The organism is Methylophilus sp. QUAN (assembly GCF_015354445.1).
In the GTDB taxonomy this organism is placed as follows: Bacteria; Pseudomonadota; Gammaproteobacteria; order Burkholderiales; family Methylophilaceae; genus Methylophilus.
In genome coordinates this window covers 350,397-369,895 of the sequence record NZ_JADKYT010000003.1, presented here as the reverse complement: position 1 = coordinate 369,895, position 19,499 = coordinate 350,397, and the positions used below count along the sequence as shown (strand labels likewise).

At 54.0% G+C, this 19,499-nt stretch carries 19 protein-coding genes; 18 read left to right on the top strand and 1 reads right to left on the bottom strand.

The genetic code is table 11. The features are described from left to right. Positions 1-13: 13 nt before the first annotated feature. A complete protein-coding gene (locus tag INP79_RS14170; RefSeq protein WP_228520040.1) occupies positions 14-382 on the bottom strand; it encodes a glutaredoxin family protein in 369 nt (122 codons plus the stop codon). A 331-nt stretch (positions 383-713) separates the two neighbouring features. On the opposite strand from INP79_RS14170, the gene mraZ reads away from it, so the two are divergent. From mraZ to INP79_RS14080, 18 genes are all read left to right on the top strand, one after another. Continuing rightward, a complete protein-coding gene (gene mraZ, locus INP79_RS14165; protein WP_194754872.1) occupies positions 714-1,160 on the top strand; it encodes a division/cell wall cluster transcriptional repressor MraZ in 447 nt (148 codons plus the stop codon). Then, the gene (rsmH, locus tag INP79_RS14160; protein WP_194754871.1) at positions 1,157-2,146 is read left to right on the top strand and encodes a 16S rRNA (cytosine(1402)-N(4))-methyltransferase RsmH; all 990 of its coding nucleotides are present in this window, start codon (positions 1,157-1,159) and stop codon (positions 2,144-2,146) included. The genes mraZ and rsmH overlap by 4 nt, the downstream gene beginning before the upstream one ends. Before the next feature lie 8 nt (positions 2,147-2,154). Beyond that, the gene (gene ftsL / locus INP79_RS14155; protein ID WP_194754870.1) at positions 2,155-2,433 is read left to right on the top strand and encodes a cell division protein FtsL; all 279 of its coding nucleotides are present in this window, start codon (positions 2,155-2,157) and stop codon (positions 2,431-2,433) included. Positions 2,434-2,458: 25 nt separating this feature from the next. After that, positions 2,459-4,186, top strand: a complete 1,728-nt coding sequence (locus INP79_RS14150; RefSeq protein WP_370583280.1) for a peptidoglycan D,D-transpeptidase FtsI family protein — start codon at positions 2,459-2,461, stop codon at positions 4,184-4,186. Then, the gene (locus tag INP79_RS14145; protein WP_194754868.1) at positions 4,183-5,643 is read left to right on the top strand and encodes a UDP-N-acetylmuramoyl-L-alanyl-D-glutamate--2,6-diaminopimelate ligase; all 1,461 of its coding nucleotides are present in this window, start codon (positions 4,183-4,185) and stop codon (positions 5,641-5,643) included. Before INP79_RS14150 ends, INP79_RS14145 begins: the two co-directional genes overlap by 4 nt. Next, entirely contained in the window at positions 5,640-7,019 is a 1,380-nt protein-coding gene (gene murF, locus INP79_RS14140; RefSeq protein WP_194754867.1) for a UDP-N-acetylmuramoyl-tripeptide--D-alanyl-D-alanine ligase, read from the top strand. The genes INP79_RS14145 and murF overlap by 4 nt, the downstream gene beginning before the upstream one ends. Positions 7,020-7,027: 8 nt before the next feature. Beyond that, the gene (gene mraY / locus INP79_RS14135) at positions 7,028-8,131 is read left to right on the top strand and encodes a phospho-N-acetylmuramoyl-pentapeptide-transferase (RefSeq protein ID WP_194754866.1); all 1,104 of its coding nucleotides are present in this window, start codon (positions 7,028-7,030) and stop codon (positions 8,129-8,131) included. A 27-nt stretch (positions 8,132-8,158) separates the two neighbouring features. Next, a complete protein-coding gene (gene murD, locus INP79_RS14130) occupies positions 8,159-9,529 on the top strand; it encodes a UDP-N-acetylmuramoyl-L-alanine--D-glutamate ligase (protein WP_194754865.1) in 1,371 nt (456 codons plus the stop codon). Continuing rightward, positions 9,514-10,677, top strand: a complete 1,164-nt coding sequence (gene ftsW / locus INP79_RS14125) for a putative lipid II flippase FtsW (protein ID WP_228520038.1) — start codon at positions 9,514-9,516, stop codon at positions 10,675-10,677. Before murD ends, ftsW begins: the two co-directional genes overlap by 16 nt. Continuing rightward, positions 10,677-11,771, top strand: coding sequence for an undecaprenyldiphospho-muramoylpentapeptide beta-N-acetylglucosaminyltransferase (murG, locus tag INP79_RS14120; protein ID WP_194754864.1), 1,095 nt, complete (start codon positions 10,677-10,679; stop codon positions 11,769-11,771). The genes ftsW and murG overlap by 1 nt, the downstream gene beginning before the upstream one ends. 1 nt (position 11,772) lies before the next feature. Continuing rightward, positions 11,773-13,167, top strand: a complete 1,395-nt coding sequence (gene murC / locus INP79_RS14115) for a UDP-N-acetylmuramate--L-alanine ligase (RefSeq protein WP_194754863.1) — start codon at positions 11,773-11,775, stop codon at positions 13,165-13,167. Further along, on the top strand, positions 13,164-14,069 hold the full coding sequence (murB, locus tag INP79_RS14110; protein ID WP_194754862.1) for a UDP-N-acetylmuramate dehydrogenase: 906 nt from the start codon (positions 13,164-13,166) through the stop codon (positions 14,067-14,069). Before murC ends, murB begins: the two co-directional genes overlap by 4 nt. Continuing rightward, positions 14,066-14,986: a D-alanine--D-alanine ligase gene (locus tag INP79_RS14105; RefSeq protein WP_194754861.1), complete on the top strand. Its 921-nt coding sequence runs from the start codon at positions 14,066-14,068 to the stop codon at positions 14,984-14,986. The genes murB and INP79_RS14105 overlap by 4 nt, the downstream gene beginning before the upstream one ends. Positions 14,987-15,003: 17 nt before the next feature. Continuing rightward, positions 15,004-15,708: a cell division protein FtsQ/DivIB gene (locus INP79_RS14100; RefSeq protein WP_194754860.1), complete on the top strand. Its 705-nt coding sequence runs from the start codon at positions 15,004-15,006 to the stop codon at positions 15,706-15,708. Positions 15,709-15,764: 56 nt separating this feature from the next. Next, on the top strand, positions 15,765-17,003 hold the full coding sequence (gene ftsA / locus INP79_RS14095; protein WP_019883476.1) for a cell division protein FtsA: 1,239 nt from the start codon (positions 15,765-15,767) through the stop codon (positions 17,001-17,003). 75 nt (positions 17,004-17,078) lie between these two features. After that, entirely contained in the window at positions 17,079-18,239 is a 1,161-nt protein-coding gene (gene ftsZ / locus INP79_RS14090; RefSeq protein ID WP_194754859.1) for a cell division protein FtsZ, read from the top strand. 114 nt (positions 18,240-18,353) lie between these two features. Further along, on the top strand, positions 18,354-19,289 hold the full coding sequence (gene lpxC / locus INP79_RS14085) for a UDP-3-O-acyl-N-acetylglucosamine deacetylase (protein ID WP_024930573.1): 936 nt from the start codon (positions 18,354-18,356) through the stop codon (positions 19,287-19,289). Positions 19,290-19,307: 18 nt separating this feature from the next. After that, on the top strand, positions 19,308-19,490 hold the full coding sequence (locus INP79_RS14080; RefSeq protein WP_194754858.1) for a hypothetical protein: 183 nt from the start codon (positions 19,308-19,310) through the stop codon (positions 19,488-19,490). The last annotated feature ends 9 nt before the right edge of the window (positions 19,491-19,499 follow it).

Sequence of the window (19,499 nt, the reverse complement as noted above, 5' to 3'; positions counted from 1 at the left end):
TGATGTTCACCCGCTATTTAGCAGGGCTGGCTGCTTGTCGTTGCCAGTGATCCAGTAAAGTTTCCATTTTTTTCTGCTGATAACCTCGCACCACATCCCCTGCCACCAGTAATACTGGCACACCGTTCGCGGCCAGCCGTTGGTATTGGCTGCGTGCTTCTGCCGAGGTTTCGATATTCATTTCCTGATATGGGATACCTTTGGCTGCCAGCAGCGCCCGTGTTTTTTCGCAATACGGGCACCAGTCGGTGGCGTAGAGCACCACTTGCCCATGGCTAAAGTCTGGCGGTGGACTCAGGTAGAGCCACCAGGTACGCCATTCCATGGCCAGCAAAATCACGGTGCCTATGATCAGGAATTTCAATCGTGGAGAAAGCTGCATCGCAATAGTCTATTAAGCGTGAGGGGATGCTGAGGTTGACCTATTTTTTGCACAAAGAATCATCAAAAAATAACATTTTTTAATTATTCAATATTTTCAATGAGATAGCTATTTTTATTAAACAACTTTATGTGTTTATTGCGCCAATATATTGATTTGAATTGCTTTGTTAAAATGCTCTAAGTCGTTGTCTTTAAAAGGGATTTTTTCTCCCAAAGTGCTTGCCAAGCACTTTTTTTTTATCTATAGTGTGCAAAAGGGTAATTTTGTGTTGAATTGTGGGAAATTTATCCCGCTTTTAAACAAAATGAATGGATAAAGGTCAATATTGATGTTTCGCGGGGCGGTACAGTTAAGTTTGGATGCTAAAGGACGGCTCAGTGTGCCGGCCAAGCATCGCGACGCCCTGACGGCTGGCGGGCAGGGCGAGGTCGTGCTCACGGCTCATCCGCACCGCTGCCTGATTTTGTACCCACAAGCAGCTTGGGAGCCGATTGAAACTAAGCTGACCAGTTTGTCCAGTTTTAATCCTCAAACCAGTGGTATTCAGCGCATGATCGTTGGCCAGGCAGATGTGATGCATCTGGACTCAGCGGGCCGTTTGCTGGTGAATGCCGTACTGCGCAAATTCGCTAAGCTCGACAAAGATGTGATGATGGTCGGGCAAGGCAGTCATTTTGAGTTGTGGGATGTTGCCGCATGGGATCAGCAACTGGAAAGCCTGATGGCGACCGACCAGTTGCAGATACCGCAAGAGCTAGAAGGATTCTCGCTATGACGCGGGGCGCGAAGTCAGCGCCCGCGTCCTTGACGGAAACGTCAGTGTCACCAGTCGCCGCCAGTCATATCACCGTGTTGTTGCATGAAGCGGTGGATGCGCTGAATGTGCAGGCCGATGGTGTGTATGTCGATGGCACCTTCGGGCGTGGTGGGCACAGCCGTCTTATTCTTTCCAAATTGGGTAGCAAAGGGCGTCTGATCGGCTTGGATCGCGATCTGGCGGCAGTGGCGCATGGGCAAACGATTGCCGATGCGCGTTTTACGATGGTGCATGCGCATTTTTCGGCCATGGCAACAGTGTTGGCTGAGCTGGGCGTGCAGGCGGTAGACGGGATTTTGCTCGATCTGGGTATTTCGTCACCGCAAATTGATGAGGGTGTGCGCGGTTTCAGTTTCCGTTTTGACGGGCCGCTGGATATGCGCATGGATCAAAGTCGGGGCAAAACCGCCGCAGAGTGGTTGGCGACGATGTCTGAAAAACAATTGGCTGAGGTGATTAGGGATTATGGTGAAGAACGGTTTGCTAAGCAGGTTGCAAGGGCGATTGTTAAAGAGCGCGAAGATGGGCATGCCATCACCACTACAGGGCAACTTGCCAAGATCGTGGCAGGCGCCATCCCCAAGAATGAGCCGGGCCAGAACCCTGCAACGCGCACATTTCAAGCTTTACGGATTTTCGTCAATCAAGAGCTTGAGGAACTCTCGCTAGTGTTGCCAGATTGTTTGCAGTTGTTGCGTCCGCAAGGTCGGTTGGCGGTGATCAGCTTCCATTCGCTGGAAGACCGCATCGTCAAGCGCTTTATCCAGTCGGAAGTGGACAGGGATAACCTGCCTGCCGGGTTGCCGGTGCGCGCTAAGGACTTGCCGCAGCCGCGCTTGCTGGCAGTGGGTAAAGCTATCAAGCCTGGTAAGGCCGAAGTGGCGGCTAATGTACGTTCACGCAGTGCGGTGTTGCGTGTGGCTGAACGCACGCAGGTGCAATAGGTTGTTTCATGGTCCGGCTGAATTTGATTTTGTTTGCGTTGACGATTGCCATGGCCCTGGGCGTGGTGACGGCGCAATACAAGGCGCGCAAATTGTATTTTGAGCTGGACAGGCAAGAAGTGTTGACCAAGCAATATATGACGGAATATGACCAGTTGCAGATCGAGCAAAGCACCTGGGCCATGCATTCGCGGCTGGAAGACTTTGCCACCACGCGCTTGCATATGCATAGCCCGAGCATGCAGCAAACACAAGTGATTATGGTTGATGTGCCGCCTGCGCCATAACCGGAGTCATTGCGAGTGAATGGTCATGCTGCTTAAAGAGAGTCAACACAAGCTGGTGAAATTGCCGGCCTGGCGCAGAAGAACGCTACTGGTGTTGCTGCTGTTGAGTTTTGTCTTGCTGCTGGGGCGCGGGTTTTACCTGCAAACCTTGCATAAAGATTACCTGATTAAAAAGGGTGAAGCATTTTCGCGGCGCAAAGTGGTGTTGATGCCGCATCGCGGCAAGATTTATGACCGTAATTTCAAGCCATTGGCGATCAGTTTGCCGGTGGAGTCAGTCTGGGCGAACCCGACTGACGTGCAGGTGACGGCTGCGCAGTTAAAGCAAATGTCCAAGTTGCTGGAAATGCCAGCCAAGGAATTGCAGCAAAAGCTGCAAAAAAAGAAAAAAGAATTTGTGTATATCAAACGGAGAGTGGCGCCCGATGTGGCAAAACAGGTGATGGCGATGAAAGTGCCCGGCGTATTCAGTCAAAAGGAATACAAACGCTTCTACCCGGCGGCAGAAGTGACGGCGCATATCGTCGGTTTCACTGGCGTGGATGACACCGGTGTTGAAGGCATGGAGCTTTACCGTAACAACGTATTGTCCGGCAGCGCGGGCAAGCGTGACTTTGTGCGTGACCGCAAAGGCCATGTGGTGGAAGACCTTGTGGCCGTGAAGTTACCGCACGATGGCCAGGATCTGGTGCTGAGCATAGACCGTACCGTGCAATATGTGGTGCACCGTGAATTGTCACGTGCGGTTGAAAAACACAAGGCCAAAGCGGCGGCGGCTGTGGTGCTGGATGCCAAAACCGGTGAAGTGCTGGCGCTGGTGAATATCCCGACTTATAACCCCAATAATCCGGTCAATGTGGCCAGCAAATTGCGCAACTCGGCGATTGTGAATATTTTTGAACCGGGCTCGACCATGAAACCGGTGACTGCGGCCGCCGCCATGGAGTTTGGCCCTTACCAACCTGATACCAAAATCCAGACCGCACCGGGCTACTTGCGTATAGGCACGGCCACCATTCATGACGCACACCCGAACCAGGTGCTCACTGTGTCGCAAGTAATCCAGAAATCCTCCAACGTTGGCTCGGCCAAGATGGCGCTCGATTTAAACCGCGAGCAACTATGGAACACCTATGTGCAACTGGGGTTTGGCTCAGCCACCAAAATTGGTTTCCCTGGTGAAGCCTCTGGCAAGGTGCGTGATTACAAAACCTGGCGCCCGATTGAGCAGGCGACGATGTCCTACGGTCACGGCATTAGCGTGACTTTGTTGCAATTGGCACGCGCCTACACCGTATTTGCCAATGAAGGCGAGTTACTCCCTGTCACGCTGACCAAGTTGTCTGAACCACCAGTTGGTCGCCAGGTGTTTTCTGCCAAAGTGGCTAATTCAGTCAAAGACATGCTGGAACTGGTCGTGCAGCCAGGCGGTACCGCTTTGAAAGCACAGGTCACCGGCTATCGTGTCGCGGGCAAAACAGGCACTGCGCACAAGCTGGGCGATCATGGTTACGAGCATGACAAATACGTCGGTTCTTTTGTTGGCATGGTGCCTGCCTCTAATCCACGCCTGATTATGGCGGTGATGATTGATGAGCCTAGCAATGGTGAATACTACGGTGGCAGCGTGGCTGCGCCGGTCTTTAGCGCAGTGATGAATGATGTGCTGCGTATGCTGGTGATTCCACAAGATGGTAATGCCATTCCAGCGACCACCCCTGCTGATGCGGCTGAAGTGAAGGAGGCGATGTGAGTAAATACATTATTCCAGCGCCAGTGCACGGCATTACTGCAGACAGCCGCCAGGTGGAAAAGCATGGCTTGTTTCTGGCCTATCCGGGCCAGCACAGCGATGGTCGCGATTATATTGAAGATGCAATTGCCAAAGGTGCCAATACGGTGATCTGGGATAGCCAGGGTTTTGACTGGAAGCCTGAATGGCAGGTGCATAACATCGCCATTGCTGACCTCAAGTCCCAGGTCGGCCATATCGCCAGCCAGTTTTACAAAGACCCATCCGAGCAGATGTGGTGCGTGGGTGTCACTGGCACCAACGGAAAAACCACGGTGACGCATTGGCTGGCGCAGGCGTATCGCTTTTTGCAGCAAAAATCTGCTGTCATCGGCACATTAGGTAATGGCGCGCTGGAAGATTTGCAAGCGACACAAAACACCACGCCTGGCCCGGTAGAACTGCAAAAAATGCTGGCGACATTTGTGCTGGATGACGTACGCATGGTGGCCATGGAAGTGTCTTCCCATGGCCTGGATCAAGGCCGTGTCAATGGCGTGGCTTTTGATGTTGCTGTGCTGACCAACATCACGCGCGACCATCTTGATTACCACCTGACCATGGAAGCCTACCAGGCGGCCAAACGCAAACTGTTTGACTGGCAAACCCTGTCAGCGGCAGTCGTCAATGCAGATGATCTGTTTGGCCTGGCGCTGATTGAAGATTTGCGCAAGCAAGGTAAAAAAGTATTGAGCTATGGCTTGCATGCGCAGGCTGATGTGTGTGCAACGGCTGTGACCATGCATGCTACCGGTTTTGAAATTCAGGTGCGCACAGCGCAAGGCACTGGCGATATTCAGTTACATGCCCTGGGGCAGTTCAACGTCTATAACGCCCTGGCCGTGTTGACTTGCCTGCTGGTGAACGAAGTGGCGCTACCTGCTGCCCTGCAAGCCGTGTCTGGCCTGGTGCCGGTGGCCGGGCGCATGCAGATGTTTGGCGGCGGAGACTTGCCGCTGGTGGTGGTGGATTACGCACATACGCCAGATGCGCTGGAGAAGGCCTTGCATACCCTGCGTACCCAGGCACGCGGCAAACTGGCGTGTGTCTTTGGCTGTGGTGGTGACCGCGACAGTGGCAAGCGTAGCGAAATGGGCCGTATTGCTGACGAGTTGGCCGATAGCGTCATCATCACCAATGACAATCCACGCAGTGAAAACCCTTACGCCATTATCGCGGCGATTGCTGAAGGCATGGCCCGTGAGGCGACGGTGGAAACAGACCGCGCCAAGGCGATTGCGCTGGCTGTGAGTCAGGCCGGCAAGGGCGATGTGGTGCTGGTGGCAGGTAAAGGCCATGAGGATTATCAGGAGATTCAGGGCATACGCTATCCATTCAGTGATGCCGATTGGGTACAAAACGCTTTGAAAAAGAGCGCATTGAATCAAGATGCTTCGAATCGGAAGGCACAGGCATGATCGCGCTGAAAACCATCGCTGACGTTTTACAAGGCACTTTGCAGCAGGGCGCAGAGGTGACTGTGACTTCGGTAGATACCGATAGCCGCCGTGTGCTGCCAGGTCAGCTATTCGTGGCGTTACCGGGTGAAAAGTTTGACGGTCATGACTTCCTGCCGCAAGTGGCCAATCAAGGCGCCGTAGCGGCGCTGGTGAGTAAATCGGTCACGAGTAGCTTGCCGACCGTACTGGTGAAAGATACGCGCCTGGCCTTGGGTCAATTGGCTAGCTGGTGGCGCCAACAGCTGGCTTTGCCGCTGATTGCCGTGACTGGTAGCAATGGCAAGACCACCACCAAGGAAATGATCGCGGCCATCATGCAGGCGCATGTCGGTGGCGCTGACAAGGTGTTAGCCACGGCCGGTAACTTTAACAACGATATTGGCATGCCGCTGACATTGCTGCGTTTGCAAGCAACACATCGCTGCGCCGTGATCGAGATGGGCATGAATCACCTGGGCGAGATTGATTACCTGACCCGCCTTGCACGCCCCAATGTGGCGGTGATTAATAACGCTGGCACGGCGCATATTGGTGAACTGGGTTCGCGCGAAAATATTGCTAAAGCCAAAGGCGAAATCTTTGCCGGACTGAGCCAGGATGGCATCGCCGTCATCAATGCCGACAGTGAGTTTGCCGACTACTGGCGCGGGTTGAACGCTGGTCGGCAGGTGCTGACATTTGGCATGCATCCGGCCGCTGATGTTCGCGGTGAAGTGCTGGGCGATGCATCCAGCTTCAAATTGCATTATCAGGGCGAGGCTGTGACGTTAACGCTGTCCGTGCCAGGTGTGCACAACATCATGAATGCCTTGGCGGCGGCTGCTGCGAGTTTAGCCGCAGGGGCTAGCCTGGCCGACGTTGCCCAGGGACTGCAAGGTTTCGCCGGGGTTAAAGGGCGCTTGCAGGTGAAGCAAGCGGCCAACGGCGCCAAAGTGATTGATGACACGTATAACGCCAACCCTGACTCCATGAAGGCCGCGCTGGATGTACTGAAGCATGCCGGTACAAACACGGTGTTTGTGATGGGGGATATGGGTGAGCTGGGCGCAGATGCTGAGGCCATGCATATGCAAATCGGCCGTTATGCCAAAGAACATGGTATCGGCAAGCTGTATGCCCTGGGTAATTTCACGCCGGCGGCGGTACAGGCGTTTGGTGCACAGGCGCAGCATTTTGCTTCGTTGGAGGCTTTGGTGGCCGCTTTGCAGGCTGAAACAACGGCGAATGACGTGGTATTGGTCAAAGGCTCGCGCTTTATGCAAATGGAGCGCGTGGTGAATGCGCTAGTGGAATCGTTGGTGGAATCGCAAACCACTGAATTAGTGGGGAAATAGGGAAGCATATGTTATTAGAACTGACCAAATGGCTGGCATCAGATGTACACGGATTTCATGTATTCAATTACATCACGTTCCGTGCCGTACTGGCGACGCTGACAGCGCTGGCTATTTCGTTCCTGGTCGGGCCAGCCATGATCCGCAAGCTGACTGAATACAAAGTTGGCCAGGCGGTGCGTGATGATGGTCCGCAAACACATCTGGTCAAGGCTGGGACGCCAACCATGGGCGGCGCCCTGATCCTGGTGGCGATTTCAATTTCAACCTTGTTGTGGGGCAACCTGCATAACCGCTTTATCTGGGTAGTGCTGATTACGACACTGGGTTTCGGCGCGGTGGGCTGGGTCGATGATTACCGCAAAGTGGTCTACAAAAACCCTAAAGGCCTGTCTGCCAAAGCTAAATATTTCTGGCAAAGCCTGGTTGGCCTGGGGGTAGCAGGGTTTTTATATGCCACGTCGACCACACCGGTTGAAACGACGTTGATCGTACCTTTCTTTAAGCACCTGGTATTCCCGCTGGGCGCGGTGGGTTTCATTGTGTTGACCTACCTGGTGATTGTAGGTAGCAGCAATGCCGTCAACCTGACTGACGGCCTGGATGGCCTGGCGACTTTGCCTACAGTGATGGTAGGCAGTGCGCTGGCGATTTTCTCTTATGTGGCCGGGCATGCGGTGTTTTCTAAATACCTGGGCATTCCATATGTCGCCGGTGCCAGTGAGTTGATGGTGTTTTGTGCGGCGATGGCCGGTGCTGGCTTGGGTTTCCTGTGGTTTAACGCTTATCCGGCAGAAGTGTTTATGGGCGATGTTGGCGCGTTGGCGCTGGGGGCTGCACTGGGTGTGGTGGCGGTGATTGTGCGCCAGGAAATCGTGTTGTTCATCATGGGCGGCGTGTTTGTGGTGGAAACCTTCTCGGTGGCCGCACAAGTCCTTTATTTCAAATACACCAAAAAGATGACCGGGACCGGTAAACGTATTTTCCTCATGGCGCCTTTGCATCATCACTATGAGCAAAAAGGCTGGAAAGAGACACAGGTCGTGGTGCGTTTCTGGATTATCACCATGATGCTGGTGCTGGTCGGTTTATCTACCCTGAAATTGCGATAAGGCACGGAACAATCGTCGGGCGTGAACATGAAAAAACAGTTTGAACAACAGCGGATTGCGGTACTGGGACTGGGTGATACCGGCTTCTCAGCCTTGCGCTGGCTGCGACATATGGGCGCAGACGTCGTGATGTTCGACTCACGCCTGCACCCGGCCGGGCAAGATCGATTGCATGCAGAGTTTCCTGAGGTGGAGTGCCACCTGGGTCCGTTTAACCATGCATTGTTAGCTGGCATGGATTTAATTGTGGCAAGCCCTGGCGTCTCATTAAACGAGCCGGTCATCGCGCAACTCATGTCGGAAGGCAAAGCGGTGGTCGGCGATGTAGAGCTGTTTGCACGCTTTCGCGCCCCTTATGCCAAAGTGATTGCGATTACGGGTTCCAATGGTAAAACGACCGTGACCTCGCTGGTGGGTGAAATCTGCAAACAGGCCGGGTTGAACACCATTGTGGCGGGCAATATCGGTTTGCCGGTGCTGGATACCTTGCAGATGACCGCGCCTGATGTCTATGTGCTGGAATTATCCAGTTTCCAATTAGAAGCCCTGCATCAATTGCAAGTGGATGCAGCCACTGTCCTGAATCTGTCTGAAGATCATATGGATCGCTACGACGGCATGGAAGGCTACGCGCAAGCCAAGGCGCGCATTTACCAGCACGCACGCATTGCCGTGGTCAATCGTGATGACCCTGCCAGTGCGGCCCTGGCAGGTCAGTTGCCACAGGTGTCGTTTGGAGTGAATCCGGCACCGTCCATTAATGATTACGGCCTCAACGACGCGGGCTGGTTATGCGCGGGCAACCGTCATTACATTGAAGCTGACAGCTTGCAGATTCGCGGCAAACACAATATCGCCAACGCGCTGGCAGCCATTGCGCTGACGCAAGCCATCGGTATCGACAAAGTCTCTATCCTGCATACGGTGCAGGCGTTTGCTGGCTTGCCACACCGCGTGGAGTGGGTGGCCAATATCGACGATGTGGATTTCTACGATGACTCCAAAGGCACCAATGTAGGCGCGACCTGCGCGGCTATCAGTGGCATGCTCAAGCAGGGCAAGCCGCAAAAAGTGGTATTGATTGCCGGTGGTGACGGCAAGGGCCAGGATTTTACACCTTTGCGTGAAGCGATTTTGCATCATGCCAGGGCCGTGGTGCTCATCGGCCGCGATGCCCCCAAAATCCAGCAAGTCTTGCATAACCTGCAATTGCCGGTGGTCGATGCAGTCGATTTAACTGCTGCCGTCCATATTGCCAAAACGCTGGCTGAAGAAGGCGATGCCGTCCTGTTGTCACCGGCGTGCGCCAGCTTTGATATGTTCCGTAATTACGAACACAGGGCGCAGGTGTTTGTCGAGGCTGTCAAAGCCATGGAGGCCGCATGCTTGGGCCGTTAATGATGAACCGCGAGCGTTACAACTCCCCCAACTACGATGTGTCGTTGTTGTGGGTGGTGTTGTCCTTGCTGGCATTTGGCATGGTCATGGTGTATTCCGCCTCGATTGCCTATGCCGATTCGAGCAAGATGTTTGGCCATAACAGCACCTATTTCCTGGTGCGTCAGGCTCTGTATATCGTGGTCGGCCTGGTGGCAGCCGTGATTGTGTTCCAGATCCCCATGGCCTGGTGGCAGAAAATGTCGCCTTACCTGTTCATTATGGGCATTGTGCTGCTCATCATGGTGCTGATTCCAGGCATCGGCAAAGTGGTGAACGGTAGCCGCCGCTGGATTTCTCTGCTGGTGATGAACCTGCAACCTTCAGAGCTTATGAAGTTATTTATTGCCATGTACGCCTCCGATTATGTGGTGCGCAAAGCCAGCAATATGCACAGTTTTCAAAAAGGATTCTTGCCCATGCTGGGCGTGATGGCGTTTGTGGGTGTGCTCTTGTTGCGCGAGCCAGATTTTGGCGCCTTTGCCGTGACGGCGTCTATTGCGTTTGCCATTATGTGGCTGGGTGGTGTAGACCTGAAAATCTTCCTGGGCCTACTGGGCGCCTTGCCATTGGCCGTGATCGGCCTGGTGGTGATGGAGCCATATCGTCTTGAACGTATGAAAGGCTTTCTGAATCCGTTTGATGACCCGTTTGATACCGGTTACCAGTTGTCGCATGCGCTGATCGCATTTGGCCGTGGCGAGTTCTGGGGTGTTGGCCTGGGTGGCAGCGTGGAAAAATTATTGTACTTGCCAGAGGCGCATACCGACTTCCTGCTGGCAGTGGTGGCAGAAGAGCTGGGCTATGTCGGCGTGCTGGTGGTGGTGTTGCTGTTTGCCTGGCTGGTGATCCGTGCCTTCAGTATCGCCAAAGAAGCGGTGGCTAACGAACGTTATTACTCTGCCTTGCTGGCGCAAGGCATTGGTGTGTGGATGGGCGTGCAAGGCTTTATCAATATGGGTGTGAATATGGGCCTGTTACCGACCAAAGGGCTGACCCTGCCATTGCTGTCTTACGGTGGTAGCGGCATCCTGGCGAATTGCATTGCGCTGTCGGTGCTGCTGCGTATCGATTTTGAGAACCGTCGCTTGCAGAAAGGCTTGAACTGATGAGCCGTTCATACACATTGATGGTGATGGCGGGCGGCACGGGTGGTCACGTTTACCCAGCCATGGCTGTGGCCGACGCGCTGCAGGCGCAAGGCTGGAAAATTGTCTGGCTGGCCACTGAAGGCGGTATGGAAAACCGCCTGATTGCCGACAAACCTTATGACAAAGCCATGATGACCATGCGCGGTGTACGTGGCAAAGGCCTGCTAGGCTGGCTGACTTTGCCGGTGAAGCTGGTGCGTGCCTTTGCACAAGCCAGGCAGGCGATCCGTCAACATCAGCCGGATGTGGTGTTGGGCATGGGCGGCTTTGCGGCGTTCCCGGGTGGTGTGATGGCCAAACTGGCAGGTGTGCCGCTGGTGATACACGAGCAAAACTCCATTGCTGGCCTGACCAATAAAGTGCTGGCCAAGATCGCTAGCCGTGTATTAACCGGTTTCCCTGGTGCTTTGGGCGCAAAAGGCGAGATGGTCGGTAATCCGGTGCGTGAAGGCATTACGACCTTGCCCACACCGGAGCAACGTTTTGCCGACCATCATGGCGTGTTGCGCGTGTTAGTGGTGGGCGGCAGCCTGGGTGCGGTCGCCTTGAATACCTTGTTGCCACAGGCCTTTGCCCAGTTATCTGCCAATGCGCGTCCGCAGATCATTCACCAGGCCGGTGAAAAACAGTTTGAAGCGCTGAAAAAAGCCTATGCCGATGCCGGTGTAGCCGCAGATTGCCGTGCCTTTATTCACGATATGGCAGAAGTGTATGCCTGGGCTGATTTGGTGATTTGCCGTTCTGGTGCCTTGACGGTGGCTGAATTGGCTAACGTGGGCGCTGCCAGTATTTTAGTGCCGTTCCCGTTTGCAGTGGATGACCATCAGACGACGAATGCGGCTTACCTGCAGCAGGCAGGTGCGGCGTTGTTGATACAGCAGCGTGATATGGATGTCGCTCAATTGGCGGCGATTTTGCAAACACTGGATAGGCCAGCTTGTTTGTCTATGGCGCAAAAAGCACGTGCGCTGGCGAGGCCGCAAGCCACTACAGTGGTTGCAGAGGTTTGCCAGCAACTGGCGGCAAAGAAGACTAACGGAAACCAGGTTTAGTATGAAACATAAAGTTAAAAAAATTCACTTTATCGGCATCGGCGGCTCAGGCATGAGCGGCATTGCTGAGGTGTTGCTGAACCTGGATTTTGAAGTCAGTGGGTCTGACCTGGCCAGCAATGCCACCACCAAGCGTTTGCAAGGTTTTGGTGCCACCGTGTTTCAAGGCCACGCCACCGAGCATCTGAATGACGCCGACGTGGTGGTGGTCTCCAGTGCCATTAACGAAGAAAACCCGGAAATCATTGCTGCGCGTGCGCGCAAAGTGCCCGTGATTCCACGGGCGGTGATGCTGGCCGAGCTGATGCGTTTCAAGCAGGGCATTGCCGTGGCGGGTACACATGGCAAAACCACCACCACCAGCCTGATTGCCAGCATTCTGGCCGAAGCAGATATGGACCCGACCTTTGTCATCGGCGGCAAACTGGAAGCCGCCAGCGCCAATGCACGTCTGGGCACCGGCGAGTGGATTGTGGTGGAAGCTGACGAATCGGATGCGTCCTTCTTGCACCTGACACCGATCATGGCGGTGGTGACCAATATCGATCAAGACCATATGGATACCTATGAACACAGTTTTGAAAAGCTCAAAACCGCGTTCGTCGAATTTTTGCAGCAGATCCCGTTCTGGGGCATGGCGGTGTTGTGTATTGATGATGCCAATGTGCGTGAAATCCTGCCGCGCGTGACCCGTCCGGTCACCACTTACGGCACACATGAAGAGGCTGCAATTCGCGCCGAGAATATTGTGGCCGATAACGGCAAGATGCATTTCACGCTGGTGCGTAAAAACGGCATCACCGTGCGCAACGAAGTGACGCTGAACTTGCCTGGTCATCATTATGTGCTGAATGCGCTGGCAGCGATTGCGATTGCCACTGAGTTGAATGTGCCGGATGCCGCCATCCTGAAAGCGCTGGCAGAGTTCCGCGGTGTTGGTCGCCGTTTTGAGCGCTACGGCGAAATCCCGGCCAATGGCGGTCACTTTACCCTGGTGGATGACTACGGTCATCACCCGATTGAGATGCAGGCGGTGATTGCGGCTGCGCGTGGGGCTTTCCCAGACCGTCGCCTGGTGCTGGCGTTCCAGCCGCACCGCTATACGCGCACGCGTGACTGCTTTGAAGATTTCGTCAAAGTGTTGTCCACCGTCGACGCCTTGTTGCTGACAGAAGTGTACTCGGCAGGAGAAGCGCCGATTGTGGCGGCAGATACGCGTAGCCTGATTCGTGCGATTCGGGTGAATGGCAAGGTCGAGCCACGCTTTGTGGAAACCACAGATGAGCTGCCAGCCACCATCCTGGAAAGTGTACAACCGGGTGATGTGGTGGTGGTGATGGGCGCTGGCAATATTGGTAGCGTTGCAGCGAAAACCAGGGAGTTGGCTAGCGTATGAGCGCCTCAGGATTAAAAGCGGCTGGCCTGCAAGTGCTGAATAACGAGCCATTGGCCCGCTATACCAGCTGGCGCGTGGGTGGACCGGCCGATCGCCTGGTGCTGGCTGATAGCGTAGAACATTTGCAGCAGTTTTTGCAGCAGTTGCCCGCCAGCGAACCACTGACCTTTATTGGTCTGGGTAGCAACTTGCTGGTGCGTGATGGCGGTGTGCGCGGCACCGTCGTGGTCATGCACCAGGCGCTGCAAGCACTGGAGATGCAGGGTGAGCGTGTGTACGCCGATGCTGGTGTGACTTGCGCCAAATTGGCCCGTTTTGCTGCCAGCCATAATAAGGCGGGTGCCGAGTTTATGGCGGGTATTCCAGGCACGGTGGGTGGTGCGCTGGCGATGAATGCTGGTTGTTATGGTGGCGAAACCTGGCAGTGGGTGGATGAGGTGAAAACCATTAACCGTGCCGGGGTGGTGCAAGTGCGTGCAAAGGCCGAATACCAGCCTACTTATCGCCATGTGGTGCATCCGGCGGCAGACGAGTGGTTTCTGGGCAGCTGGTTTGCGGTACCCGCAGGCGATGGTAAGGCGTCTGCCGAACAGATCAAGCAGTTGCTGGCAAAACGCCTGGCGAGCCAGCCACTGAATATGCCGAGCGCAGGGTCAACCTTCAGGAATCCTGAGGGTGATTTTGCTGCCAGGTTGATAGAAGCGTCAGGACTCAAAGGCACCACCATTGGTGGGGCGCAGGTGTCTGAAAAGCATGCCAACTTTATTGTGAATTTGGGTCAGGCGACAGCGGCTGACATTGAAACCTTGATTGAGCACGTCAAAACCACGGTGCTTGAACAGCAAGGGATCGCGTTGATACAGGAAGTGAAAGTGATTGGGGAAGGTGTTTTAAAAGTATGAGTGTGAGTCAACAGTCATTTGGCAAGGTCGCGGTACTGTTTGGCGGCCGTTCTGGCGAGCGTGAAGTGTCGCTCAAAAGTGGTTCTGCTGTCTTGGCGGCATTGCAACGTCAGGGCGTGGATGCGCATGCGTTTGATCCGGCCAGCCAGGACCTGTCTGCCTTGAAAGCGTTTGACCGCGCCTTTATCGCCTTGCATGGCCGCTACGGTGAAGACGGCACGATTCAAGGTGCGTTGGAGCTGATGGATATTCCTTACACCGGCAGCGGCGTCATGGCTTCTGCGCTGGGCATGGATAAATGGCGTACCAAATTGTTGTGGACAGCTGCTGGTGTCACCACGCCTAACTATGTGCTGATGGATGACAGTACGCATGCAGAAAATGTGGTCACTGCGCTTGGCTTGCCGCTGTTTGTAAAACCGGCGAACGAAGGCTCCAGCATTGGGGTGAGTAAGGTCAAGCAGGCGGGCGATTTAATGGCGGCTTATAGCCTGGCCAAACAGTCAGACCCACTGGTGATTGCCGAGCAGTTTGTCGGCGGTGGGGAGTATACCGTCGGCATCCTGGGTGAGACTGCATTGCCTATCGTGCGCATTGTGCCTAAAAATGAATATTACGATTACGAAGCCAAGTACTTGCGTGATGACACCGAGTATCGCTGCCCGAGCGGCCTGTCTGCCGCGCAGGAAAAGCAAATCCAGGCCGAAGCCTTGCAGGCTTTTAACGTACTGGGTTGCCGTGGCTGGGGCCGCGTTGACTTTCTGATGGATGAAGCCGGTAAACACTACTTCCTGGAAGTGAATACTAGCCCGGGTATGACCGACCATAGCCTGGTGCCGATGGCCGCCAAAGCGGCCGGCATGGACTTTGATGCGCTGGTCATACGTATTTTGCAACAAACGTTGCGTGACGTGTAAAGAGGACGACTGCGACGATGTGGGATAGACCAACATTGCTGAACTGGATCGCCAACCTGCTGTTTTCACTGGCAGTGGTGATGCTGCTGTACGCCATGTTGTTTGTGGTGCTGCATTTGCCTATCTTCCCGGTCAAGCAGGTGCAGGTCGAAGGCAATCTGGATCATGTGAATCATGAGCAGATTCAGTTGATCGTCAGCAAGTACCTCAAAGGTAACTTCTACACACTGGATTTGCAGCGCACACGCGCCGCATTTGAAAAATTGCCCTGGGCACGCAAGGTGAGTGTGCGTCGCCAATGGCCGGACACCATTGTCGTGCAGATTGAAGAACATCAGGCCTTGGGCCGCTGGGGTGGCGTGGCGCTGGTCAACCGTCATGGCGAGTTGTTCCAGGCCGCGTCTGATGAACAATTACCGACTTTTTACGGCCCAGGCGATGCGATCAAAGAAGTGGCACAAGGCTATGCCAGTTTTGCCCAGATGCTGACGGATACCCCCCTGCAGATCCAGCAGTTGAGTTTGTCCTCACGCCGTGCCTGGGAAATCAAGACCGTGGATGGTCGACAAATGATGCTGGGTCGCGAAGCGGCCAAGCAGCGATTACAACAGTTTGTGGCGGCGTATCGCCAGCAGGCAAGTATCGCGGAAAGTGACTGGCGTTATGCCGATTTGCGCTACCCCAACGGCTTTGCCTTACGCATGCCGCGCGGTGGTGCCTGAGAACGCGCGGTAGCGCCTAAGAATAAGACTGCCAGAAAAAAGGTCAAGGAAGAGACATGAGTAGAGTCAGAGAAGATAAAAATTTAATCGTGGGGCTGGATATCGGCACCTCGAAGATTGTTGCGATTGCGGCTGAAATATTGCCGGAAGGCACATTGAAGGTGATTGGTGTCGGCCAGCATGCTTCCCGTGGCTTGAAAAAAGGCGTGGTGGTGAATATTGACTCCACCATGCAGGCGATTCAGCGCGCGATTGAAGAGGTCGAGCTGATGGCGGATTGCAAAATTAATACCGTGTATTCAGGCATTGCTGGCAGCCATATCAAGAGCCTGAATTCACATGGCATGGTGAAGATTAAAGAGAGCGAAGTGTCGCAGATGGATATCGACCGCGTGGTGGAAACCGCCCGCGCGATTGCCCTGCCTGCGGACCAGCAGATTCTGCATATCCTGACCCAGGAATTCATTATCGACGGCCAGGAAGATGTACGCGAGCCACTGGGCATGAGCGGCATCCGCCTCGAAGTGCGTGTGCATATTGTCACTGGCGCCATTGCGGCGGCACAGAACATCGTCAAGTGCATCAAGCGCTGCGGGCTCGAAGTGAGTGACCTCATTTTACAGCCGTTAGCGTCGAGTGAGTCTGTGCTCACTGATGATGAAAAAGAACTGGGTGTGTGCCTGGTGGATATTGGTGGCGGGACGACTGATTTGGCTGTGTTCAAGAATGGCGCCATTCGGCATACGGCCGTGATTCCGATTGCCGGTGACCAGATTACTAATGATATCGCGGTGGCTTTGCGTACGCCGACACAGTCAGCAGAAGAAATCAAGGTCAAGCATGGCTGTGCATTGCGCCAGCTGGCGGATCCGCGTGAAGTGGTGGAAGTGCCTGCGGTAGATGGCCGTGAACCACGCCAGCTGTCTTGCCAGGCCTTGACCGAGGTGATTGAAGACCGCGTGGAAGAGATTTATGAATTCGTGCAGCAAGAGCTGCGCCGCAGCGGCATGGAGTCCATGATTGCCTCCGGCATCGTCATTACTGGCGGCGCGGCACAGATGCGCGGCATGGTTGAGTTGGGTGAAGAAATTTTCCATACCCCGGTACGCTTGGGCGTGCCCAGGGGTGTGGAAGGATTGTCCGAAGTAGTGGGCAATCCACGTTATGCCACCGGCATAGGCTTGTTGCTGATGGCCAAGCAACAGGTAGAAAAACAAATGGTGGGTAACTTGCAGTCTGGGTCAGTAGGCAGATTGCTGGAACGCATGAAGAGTTGGTTTACCGGTAATTTTTAGTCGTTTTTTAAACTGTTTTAGGGCGAGTGTGCGGGGCAAACCAAGCACTCAAATAATAGGCAATGGAGGGTTAGTATGATTGAGATTTTTGACAAAGAGAATGACGGCGCCGTAATCAAGGTAATTGGTGTCGGTGGTTGCGGTGGTAACGCCGTTGAGCACATGATGACCAAGAGCGTGACTGGCGTTGAGTTTATTTGCGCCAACACCGACATGCAGGCACTGAAGAAGAGCCATGCCAAAGTCGTGCTGCAAATTGGTTCTGATATCACCAAAGGTCTGGGCGCTGGCGCCAAGCCGGAAATCGGCCGCGAAGCTGCATTGGAAGACCGCGACAGCATTGCAGAAACCATTGATGGTGCGGACATGTTGTTTATTACAGCGGGTATGGGTGGTGGTACTGGTACCGGTGCGGCACCGATTATTGCCGAAGTGGCGCGTGAAATGGGTATCCTGACTGTGGCTGTGGTGACCAAGCCTTTTGCATTTGAAGGCAAGCGTGCCAAAGTGGCGCAAGAAGGCCTGGAAGAACTTTCACAGTATGTCGACTCTCTTATCGTTATCCCTAACGAAAAGTTGATGGACGTGTTGGGCGAAGATGTGACCGTGGTAGAAGCTTACCGTGCTGCCAACGACGTATTGCATAACGCCGTTTCTGGCATTGCTGAAATCATCAATTGTCCAGGTATGGTCAACGTGGACTTTGCTGACGTACGCACCGTGATGTCTGAAATGGGCATGGCGATGATGGGTTCTGCTGAAGCTAGCGGCCCTAACCGTGCACGTATCGCGGCTGAACAAGCGGTGGCCAGCCCGTTACTGGAAGACGTCAACCTGGCGAATGCACGTGGTGTCTTGGTCAACATCAGCGCCAGCGGCAGCTTCAAAATGCGTGAATACTATGATGTGATGAACACCATTAAAGAGTTCACCGCAGAAGATGCGACGGTGATTGTGGGTAATGTGATGGACGAAAGCATGGGCGACAATCTGCGTGTGACCATGGTGGCTACCGGTTTGAACGGTTCACTGGGCAAGCGTCAGGCCAAGCCTGAATTGAAGGTCATGACGACATTGCGTGATGGTACGACTAACCAGCCTATCTTCAGTGCAGTTGAAGAAGATGAGCCAGCCGTATTCACCAGCAACAGCCGTCGTGCCCAGGTTGAAGCCATGAAAAACTCCGGGATTGAAGAATATGATATTCCAGCGTTTTTGCGTAAACAGGCTGATTAATCGTTAAGGTTGGATTGCCTGACCAGCAAAGGCTGGTGCAATCTTGCCATGCGATTAAATGGCTGGTAACGGATTGGCTTATAATAATAGTGATTCATTAACACAGAGAAAACCATGTTAAAGCAACGCACGCTTAAACAATCGATCAGCGCCACGGGCGTTGGGCTGCACAGCGGTGAGAAAGTCACGCTGACGCTCAAACCTGCGCCCGCTGATCACGGAGTGGTGTTCCAGCGTGTCGATTTGCCCGATACGCCTGCCATGCGGGTCGCCCCGACGGCAGTGAATGACACTCGCCTGAGCTCCGCCCTAGAGTTTTCAGGTGCGCGCGTTGCTACCGTGGAGCATTTGATGTCTGCCCTCGCCGGTTTGGGGGTAGATAATGTGCTGATAGAACTGACGGCCGCTGAAGTGCCCATCATGGATGGCAGTTCAGGGCCGTTTATCTATTTGCTGCAGACTGCTGGTCTGCAAGAACTGGAAGTGCCCAAGAAGTTTGTGCGCATCCTTAAACCGGTAGAAGTGATTGATGGCGATAAATGGGCAAAATTTACGCCGCACCATGGCTTTAAAGCCGAATTTACCATTGATTTTGCACACCCTGTGTTTGAGTTCTCCGGCAAAACCGTGACCATTGATTACGATAGCCAGAGTTACGTCGACGAAATCAGCCGTGCCCGCACGTTTGGTTTTATGCACGAGGTGGAATACCTGCGCGCGAATGGTTTAGCGAAAGGTGGCAGCCTGGATAATGCGATTGTGCTGGATGAGTATAAAGTCCTCAATGGCGGTGGCTTGCGCTATGACGATGAGTTTGCCAAACACAAGGTACTGGATGCGATTGGCGACCTGTATATTCTGGGCTACCCGATTATTGGCCAGTTTACGGCCTTTAAATCTGGCCATGCGCTGAATAACCAGTTGTTGCGCGCCTTGCTGGCAGATGAAAGCGCTTGGGAATATTGCACGTTTGATAACGATGCGCAGGCACCGGTAGGCTTTCTTAAACAGCGCGACTACTTTAGTCCCGCCCCTTTGTTGCCCGCATAATGCGCCAGGCAGATTAATATGTGGTGGATACGCATTTTATTTACCGTGTTGGTGATTAGCACCCTGGTGTTGGTGCTATTAGGCTGGCAAACCGGGCAAGCACGTTACTGGCGCTGGCTGAAAACGGTCTGGCGTGGTGGCTTTATTGTATTACTGCTGCTGTTGCTGTTTTTCTTTCTGAGTCACTTGGCCAGAATTTGATTGTCATCA